The organism is Acinetobacter sp. NIOH-H-8 (genome assembly GCF_046635365.1).
In the GTDB taxonomy this organism is placed as follows: domain Bacteria; phylum Pseudomonadota; class Gammaproteobacteria; order Pseudomonadales; family Moraxellaceae; genus Acinetobacter.
In genome coordinates, this window is sequence record NZ_JBHDVN010000036.1 from 20151 (window position 1) to 28151 (window position 8001).

7 protein-coding genes and 2 pseudogenes are annotated in these 8001 nt (G+C 37.2%); 4 read left to right on the forward strand and 5 right to left on the reverse strand.

Annotated elements, in window-relative coordinates; translation table 11 throughout:
• Nucleotides 1-843: a 16S rRNA (cytidine(1402)-2'-O)-methyltransferase gene (gene rsmI / locus ACEWB7_RS12625; RefSeq protein WP_004782868.1), complete on the forward strand. Its 843-nt coding sequence runs from the start codon at nucleotides 1-3 to the stop codon at nucleotides 841-843.
• Between the two features lie 68 nt (nucleotides 844-911).
• Here the strand turns inward: rsmI and ACEWB7_RS12630 are convergent, their stop codons facing one another.
• From ACEWB7_RS12630 to ACEWB7_RS12645, 4 genes are all read right to left on the reverse strand, one after another.
• Nucleotides 912-1163: a hypothetical protein gene (locus tag ACEWB7_RS12630; protein WP_004782870.1), complete on the reverse strand. Its 252-nt coding sequence runs from the start codon at nucleotides 1161-1163 to the stop codon at nucleotides 912-914.
• A 174-nt stretch (nucleotides 1164-1337) separates the two neighbouring features.
• Complete coding sequence (locus ACEWB7_RS12635) at nucleotides 1338-2585, reverse strand: FAD-dependent monooxygenase (protein WP_034703739.1); 1248 nt, start codon at nucleotides 2583-2585, stop codon at nucleotides 1338-1340.
• A complete protein-coding gene (gene ubiH, locus ACEWB7_RS12640; RefSeq protein WP_034703738.1) occupies nucleotides 2582-3790 on the reverse strand; it encodes a 2-octaprenyl-6-methoxyphenyl hydroxylase in 1209 nt (402 codons plus the stop codon). The genes ACEWB7_RS12635 and ubiH overlap by 4 nt, the downstream gene beginning before the upstream one ends.
• A gap of 409 nt (nucleotides 3791-4199) precedes the next feature.
• The gene (locus ACEWB7_RS12645) at nucleotides 4200-4640 is read right to left on the reverse strand and encodes a BLUF domain-containing protein (RefSeq protein ID WP_004782875.1); all 441 of its coding nucleotides are present in this window, start codon (nucleotides 4638-4640) and stop codon (nucleotides 4200-4202) included.
• A 1198-nt stretch (nucleotides 4641-5838) separates the two neighbouring features.
• On the opposite strand from ACEWB7_RS12645, the gene ACEWB7_RS12650 reads away from it, so the two are divergent.
• The 3 genes and pseudogenes from ACEWB7_RS12650 to ACEWB7_RS12660 all read left to right on the forward strand — a co-directional run.
• Nucleotides 5839-6054, forward strand: a complete 216-nt coding sequence (locus ACEWB7_RS12650) for an acyltransferase family protein (RefSeq protein ID WP_411580880.1) — start codon at nucleotides 5839-5841, stop codon at nucleotides 6052-6054.
• A 5-nt stretch (nucleotides 6055-6059) separates the two neighbouring features.
• Nucleotides 6060-6882 (forward strand): IS5 family transposase gene (locus tag ACEWB7_RS12655; RefSeq protein ID WP_337971625.1). Its coding sequence is split into 2 segments (ribosomal slippage): nucleotides 6060-6440 and nucleotides 6442-6882, totalling 822 coding nucleotides; the frame shifts between segments, so codons are not numbered across the junction.
• Nucleotides 6883-6916: 34 nt separating this feature from the next.
• A pseudogene (locus ACEWB7_RS12660) lies at nucleotides 6917-7768 on the forward strand (acyltransferase family protein); the annotation flags it as partial.
• A gap of 113 nt (nucleotides 7769-7881) precedes the next feature.
• On the opposite strand, the pseudogene ACEWB7_RS12665 reads toward ACEWB7_RS12660, so the two are convergent.
• Nucleotides 7882-8001: pseudogene (locus ACEWB7_RS12665) on the reverse strand (IS30 family transposase); the annotation flags it as partial.

The window sequence follows — 8001 nt, forward strand, 5'->3', positions numbered from 1 at the left end:
ATGAGTGCTCAGTTATTTGTTGTTGCGACTCCAATCGGGCACTTAGATGATATTAGTTATCGTGCAATTAATGTATTGAAATCGGTGAGTCTTATTGCAGCTGAGGATACACGAACTTCTGCACAATTACTTAAACACTTTAATATTCAAACACCTTTGACAGCCTGTCATGAACATAATGAAAGCAACAAGATTGATCAGTTGATTCAACGCCTGCTCAATGGTGAAGATATGGCATTGATCAGTGATGCAGGCACGCCACTGATTAGCGATCCAGGATTCAAGTTTGTCCGTGCTGCGCAAGAACATAATATTCATGTGGTTCCTGTACCGGGTGCATGTGCTGCAATTGCCGCTTTAAGCGCAGTAGGTTTACCGAGTGACCGTTTCAGCTTTGAAGGCTTTTTACCGTCTAAACAAAGCCAACGACTCTTGACTCTGGAAAAACTGAAAGATGAAACCCAAACCTTAATTTTCTATGAAGCGCCCCACCGCATTTTGGAATGTGTTAAAGATCTGGCAGTGGTATTCGGTGCAGAACGTCCTGTAGGTTTTGCCCGTGAAATTACCAAGACCTTTGAAACTATCAAGAAAATGACACTGGGTGAATTAGTCGAATTTGTTGCCAATGACCATAACCAGCAAAAAGGTGAAATCGTACTGGTCATTGGCGGTTCTATCGAAGAGAAAGATCTGGATCAGGAAAAACTGGACAAGCTGTTACTGCGTTTATTGCAGGACCTGTCTGTCAAAGCAGCTTCACAACTCGCTGCAGATTTGACCGGGATCAAGAAAAAAATTGCCTATCAACGTGCTTTGGAACTAACCTCTGCCAACGATTAATTTTTCTTTACCCATAAAAAACACCACAATCAATATGGTGTTTTTTTATTCGCTAATATCAAGTGCAATTATTCTCTTGCAACGGATTCATCAGCTGGAACTTCAGTAATACGGCCACCGCTTGCCAGGAAAGCAGCAATTTCATCTTCAAGTGCCTGACGTTTTTTCTGCTTAGCAGTTACAGTCAAAGTTTCAGCTTCCAATACGTCTGTATCATTCACAACTTCTTCGCTACTTGCAGCGCCTTTTTCTGCTGCTTTTGCTTCATCGTCGTCAATTACAGGATCTTCTACATCATCATAATCATTTACGTCTGTCATTTTGCTCTCCCCACAAATGGCTTCGCTTTTATCTATTAAACCAAGCTTTAAATTAACTGAAATTTAGCAATCTCTTTGGTCTTCGCCTAGCCCTAATTTTCAAAAAATCGTATCTTTTTTAAACAAAATGGTTACTCTTTATAGATGTTTGTTTAAAAAATTTACATTCGGCCGCTAGGCTGAATAACGTGTATCTTTGAGTAAACTTAAACCATTCGCCTGAGCCATAAATGCATCTTTCAGGACTGTCTGTTGCTCGACCTGTTTCAGCCCGAAATTACGTGCCCACACCACTGGGAAAAGCTCTGTAGTTTCCATCCAGCCAATCGCCGACATGCTATGCATCATCGCATCATTCTGGCCTTTACGGCGATGCTCATAACGTTTCAAGGTCTGTTCATGGGCCCACACTCCACGCGCTTTGTCATGCAGCAACACGTCACAGAGTACGGCAGCATCCAGACAGCCGATATTAACCCCTTGTCCAGCGAGCGGATGAATCACATGCGCAGCGTCACCAATTAGTGCCAAGCCATCTTGTACATACTGCTGTGCAGCACGAGCTTTGAGTGGGAATTTAGCTCGCGGTGTCGCTTCCAGCACTTCGCCCAGCATATGATAGCTTTCACGGGTCAATAGTTGAGTGAAGTCAGCATCTGATAATGCTGCATATTCATCGGCATAATCATCAGGTAATGTCCAGACTATGGATTGCCAGTGGCCTTGCTCTTCTTGTTTAAAACCTGCCATTGGCAGATAAGCCAAAGGACCGGTTTCCAGAAAAATCTGACGGGCGACATGCTGATGCGGCTGGACTGTTCTAATCGCACAGCTGATTCCTGCCTGTTTATAGTCCAGTACATCAATATCAATAAAGGCTTGTTCACGCACAAAGGAGTTCGCGCCATCTGCACCAATAACCAGCTTGGTTTTGAGCTGGGTACCATCTGCCAGATGAATGATCCAGATATCTACCCCACGTTCAACCCGGCTAACTTTGACCTGTGTACGGTAATCTTGTACATCTTCAAGCATTTTTTGCTGAATGGCCAGATTCAGGATACTCGGTTCTACCATCGAGCCTAGCGCCTGCTCTACAGAAGGTGTCCTTTCTGAAGAATGACCAAAATTAATTTCACCGTAACCATTTTTATTCCAGACCTGCATTCCAGTATATGGCTGCTGGCGTGCAAGTTTGTCCCACACACCCACGGTTTTTAATAAATGAATGGTCGCCTGACTTAGCGCCAAAACCCGCGGATTGGCTACGCTTAAAGTTTTGTCTGAATCCAGAATAGGCGCAGCATCCAGCACAGTAGCTTGCACACCACCTTGAGCAAGTAATAAAGCGGTCAAGCCACCTACTAGTCCACCACCAACAATGACAACATCTAATACATCAGAACTTGGATTCAAACTCATGCTTTTAACCCCATGGCATAGTTAGCGACCAGTGGCTTGATACCAGGAATGGTATCAAAAGCAATCAGTCCGGTATTGCGGATCAGTTTCAAGAATGGATTCTGATTACTAAAACCCCGTACAACTGAATCACAGAACTTGATCACTCTTTGCTGGTCATTCAAACGGGATTTCTCATAGTCCTGTAATACTGCTGCATCACCTAAGTCTGCACCTTGTGACTGCTGTTCTTTCAGATAGCGCACCAATACATGCGCATCTCGCATACACAGGTTAAAACCCTGACCCGCTACTGGATGAATTGTATGTGCAGCATTACCCATCAAGACCACGCGGCCCACAGCCTGTTTTTCTGCTAATACTTGGGACAATGGAAAACTGAAGCGCTTACCTGTTTTCTGGAATTTACCGGCACGATCGCCATAGGTTTCTTGTAAGGCGTTCAGGAAATGCTGGTCATTTTCTTCACCCAGCCATTCTCCTTCCGTTCCTTTTTTCACAGGCCAGACTACAGAACGACGATATTCACCTGGAAGTGGTAATAAGGCTAATGGGCCTAAGTGGCTAAACCGTTCAAAGCCGACATGATTATGTGGCTTAGAAGTTTGAACGGTAGTGACAATGGCGACCTGATCATAGTCATGTTCTGAAGCCCCAATACCGAGCGCTTTACGACAGAAAGAATCACGCCCATCAGCAGCAATCACCACTTTGGATTGAAGTTTCAATAAAGCATCACCACGTTGTGCTTCAAGATAAGCAAACTCAGCATCTTGAGTCAGAGAGCTGACCTGAACCCCATCAATCAGTTCAATGAGTGGTTCTTTTTTGACTTGAGTTAATAGCACACGACCTAGCCAGGCATTTTCAATCACTTGGCCAAAGCTTTCGACTTTTTCCTGTTCTGCAATTAAGCGCGCCTTACCAAAACTGCCCTGCTCAGTGATATTCACTTCAAGAATCGGCGTTGCATGTTCCTGCAAGGCATCCCAAAGCCCAAGTTCCTGATAAATCTGTACACTACGGCGTGACAAGGCACTATTACGTGCATCAAAGCTGGAATGATAGGGTGCAAGGTTTACATCATCATAATCTGGATATTTGATCGCTTCCAAAAGTTTGACTGCAATATTGGTTTTGGCCAACATCAGCGCGAGACTCAAGCCGACCATACCACCACCGACAATGATGACTTCTTGTTGCATGCTGTAATCCTTTCAATGGCGTACCTATATATAGATACTTATAATCATGATGAATTTTATATTAGCCTAAAAAATTTCTTTTTTATAATAAATTAGGTTGCGGTTTCGAAGCGAAGTCTGCTTGTGGTTAATTTATAGCTCACCTCAACGTCCTACTTAAATTTTTCAAAATACAGAAGTATCATCTGCCTGATAAATAGCAGAAGAATTTTGCACTGATTGTTAGGTTTAAAAAGCTTGGCTTGGTATGTAATGATAAAGATGAGATCTGAATATAATTTTTTGAATTAGCCATATTTATGTTTTTGAATTTATAAAATATTTTTATTTAACTCATTTAAAGTAAATGCTCATTCTAAAAAATCATGCGATACAGAGCTTTAGCTTATATCGCATGATGATGTAAGAATTAACTTGCTTTCAATGTATAGGCATGGTCATTCAAACTTGCCAATATCTGAATAAATTGAGGAATGGTCTCGGCATTCAAGGTATAAGGATTGAATTCATCCAGATTATGTTCGGCAAAGAATCCAAGAATATCCTGATGGATATTGGCATATTTCATATGCCAGTCTGAAAAGAGTCGATCATTTACATCTTCAAAATACAGAACTTCACAATTTTTATGTCGAGGATCTTTCAAGATTTTTTTATAGAACAGATCTTCAATCTTGTTCCTATCTCCTTCCAGACATTGAACAAAGTAACCATTTCCATAATACAGAGCCCCAAAAATCGCATTACGTGAATTGAAATTCAACGCTTCTGTCAGAATATTGAATAGATCATTCATTGGATCTTCGCAGTCATACAACTTACTAACATATAAAAGTCTTGCGTCGCTCATTGTCTACCTCAATATTTTAGATTATGTACATTACTCAATATTTTTCTGTTTAATATATATAACTGATTTTATAAAAATTTTCTATGATCAGATACAAAATAATTTATCGAATAGTAAAATAACTTGAAAAATAAAATGAATTTTTATATAAATTCAGCCACTTGCTTTGAACATGTATTTTTTAAATATTTCTATATTAAAAAGCTTCAAAATTTTGCTATTTGAGATCTGCCATCAAGTATCAGTTTTTTACTTTCTAAATGCCCATGTAATTTGAGCATCAGTTATCTTTGCCAGAACAGCGGCAACCCGACCAAAATACAAATCAGTGATTTATTCTCTATCAGTAGTGCAACTGCTACATCCACTAGCAAAGATGAAGGAAAGGATTAAATGAGTCGCTCTATTCAATTTTGAAACGACAGCCAAGTCGAGCTCAAGCAACTTATTAAGTATGTACATTCTTCCTCTTTTCTCAAAATATTTTTAAAGGGTAATTGTTTTTAATTTCTAAATGATACAAAAAACATGCCTATTTAATAATCAACCTTGTACTCTTTGACTTACAGCTATTCAAGTTCTTTACCCCTATTTTAGTTAAATGAATTTTCATATGATGATTACATCAGGAACAGGGAGTTCCACATAAGGATAACAATAGATAAGCACAAGGACAGTAAGGTACGACAGGAGTTATACCAAGCTAACCCATACAAAGAACCCCGGCAGGATGCCGGGGTTTTTTATTATTTAATGATTAAAAATTTGAAGATGATACTGAAGTTTCTAAACAGAAATCTTAGCAATCACTACTACCTATATCTTTCATCTACTTATAGAAAATTCCCAAATTTTGGTGTGAAGTTAATAATGTATACGTGATCTTTGAATTAATTCATCAATGGTTTCTGGAATTTCTTTTATTAAGCTGAGTACTTTTACTTTTTATTAAAATTTTGAAACATATTTTAAGCCGGTTAATAAATAATAATAATTAATAAAAAATTCATTTTTTACCAGTTTCTAAACTCTAGTGAATATTTGAGTTCCCGTAAAATACGGCTACTTTTACATAAAACCAACCGTAATGATTTTAGATTAAATAATTAGTAATATTCACGGTCTTTCACTAGGTATATTTGTTAGACAAACATTGAGTATGGTAGTTTAAATTAAATACTTTAATAAAATAATAACTATGCTTTATTCAGTGCAATTTCTTAGGGGGATTGCTGCCTTAATGGTAGTTATAAGTCATACCTCCTTTAAAGGACAACAATACAGTGTTGATACGCTTCAGTGGTATCACATAGGTGGTTCTGGCGTTGATTTATTTTTCATAATCTCTGGCTTTATTATGTGTTATACAACATATAATAGACCTCTTGCGAAAGTAAAAACCACCTCAATATAAATTTCATGAGATATCAGAAATTAAATCGTTTTTCAGATTCTGAATTCAAACGCTTGGTTGGCGTACCTCGACATGTTTTTACTGAAATGGTAGAGGTTTTAGAAAAAGCAGAATCACTCAAAAAGAAATCAGGTCGTCCTCATACTTTAGATATAGAGGATCAGTTGTTATTAACTCTCAATTACTTACGGAACTACAGCACTCAACTGGAATTAGCAGCAAATTACCATATCGCTGAAAGTAATGTGAATCGAACCATTAAAAAGGTTGAAGATGCATTGATGAAATCAAGACGTTTTACTCTGCCAAAACGAAGCATTACCACAGCAGACGAACACTTTAACTGGGTCATTATTGATGCGACAGAATGTTCAATAGAACGTCCGAAAAAAAAATCAAAGTAAGTTCTACAGTGGTAAAAAGAAGAAACATACGCTAAAAGCACAAGTGATCTATCATCCGAACAGCAAACAAATCATAGGGCTAGATATATCGAATGGCAGTCAGCATGATATTAAATTGGCAAGAAAAACGGTTAAGAAATTCAAACATTGTGAATATGTTATGACCGATTTAGGGTACTACGGATTAGAGCAAGATGGCTTTAAATTATTGATACCAATAAAGAAAAAGAAGAATTTACCCTTATTTGATGTTGAGAAAAAGTACAATAAAATGATTGGGAAAATACGAGTTGTGATCGAACACATTAATAGTCAATTGAAAAGATTTAGAATATTAAGTGAACGCTATCGAAATAGACGGAAAAGATTCGGTTTACGCATTAACTTAATTGCTGCACTCGTAAACCGGATAAACTTGCAATAATGACTTTCGCAAGAGATCTAATAAAAAAGTTAATTTTCTAAATTTCATGAGAAACCGATTCATTCGAATCATTCCTCTTTATTGGGTTCTCAGTTTTTTTGCTTTAATCGTATTTCTGATTTCTCCAAATCTTATAAATTCATCCGGTGGTGAAACAGGAATTTTCGAATCTTTCTTTTTAATTCCGAATGGCAGTAAATTTTTAATTAATAATGGATGGACTTTAAGCTACGAATTTTATTATTATTTTATATTTTCATTTTTTCTAATCTTTTTATTAAAAGACTTATATAAATATCTTTTTATCATTCTATATTTTTCAGTTATTGTGGCTATAGGTTTAATACTCCAACCAAAATCTGAATTTCTGATGTTTTTAACCCATAATCTTTTGCTTGAATTCGCTTTAGGCGTTCTGGCATTTATCATTATAAAAAATACTAGTCTTTCCCGATTAATGTCTATATTTATGATTCTTGTCGGTGCTTCCCTATTAGCCTATCAAAACTTTTATAAACTACCTGATTTCATCACCTTGAGATCATTAAAAATCGGGATCTCAATGTTTTTCATTTTTATTGGATGCGTAGCTTTAGAAGACTTAATCACAGAAACTAAATCACTAATTTTAAGATTCTTTAATCATCTTGGAGATTCATCTTACTCTTTATATTTGATTCATCCTTTTACTTTAAGCCCAGTTGCTATGGTTTTAAACAAACTCAATATATTAAACCCTTACCTATTTAGCTCTATACTGATTACCTCTTCGATCTTGGCAGGCTCTATTACGTATCTAGTTTTAGAAAAAAGGTTAATTAAATTAGGCAAAGAACCATTTAACTTCTTTAGGTATTTTTATCCGGTCGATAGAAAAAACTTATAGAGATTTTTTGATCACTTTATACGGTTTTTATCGATTTAAAATTTTATATAGGTTGACTAATTTAGAAATGGAAAACGGAGCTTAAGCTCCGTTTCTGTTAAATGTCGGCGAATTCAAACATGAGGTGCGACAGTTTCAAAAGCCTTATGATAATCAACAAGCTGAGCAAACTTCTCTAATGGTGTAAGCCAATCTAACGCTTTTCTAGGACGAGTATTCAGTGACATGGCGAC

Coding starts and splice junctions, on each gene's coding strand:
- rsmI (WP_004782868.1), top strand. CDS start 1: ATGAGTGCTCAGTTATTTGTTGTTGCGACTCCAATCGGGCACTTAGAT.
- ACEWB7_RS12630 (WP_004782870.1), bottom strand. CDS start 1,163: ATGACAGACGTAAATGATTATGATGATGTAGAAGATCCTGTAATTGAC.
- ACEWB7_RS12635 (WP_034703739.1), bottom strand. CDS start 2,585: ATGAGTTTGAATCCAAGTTCTGATGTATTAGATGTTGTCATTGTTGGT.
- ubiH (WP_034703738.1), bottom strand. CDS start 3,790: ATGCAACAAGAAGTCATCATTGTCGGTGGTGGTATGGTCGGCTTGAGT.
- ACEWB7_RS12645 (WP_004782875.1), bottom strand. CDS start 4,640: ATGAGCGACGCAAGACTTTTATATGTTAGTAAGTTGTATGACTGCGAA.
- ACEWB7_RS12650 (WP_411580880.1), top strand. CDS start 5,839: ATGCTTTATTCAGTGCAATTTCTTAGGGGGATTGCTGCCTTAATGGTA.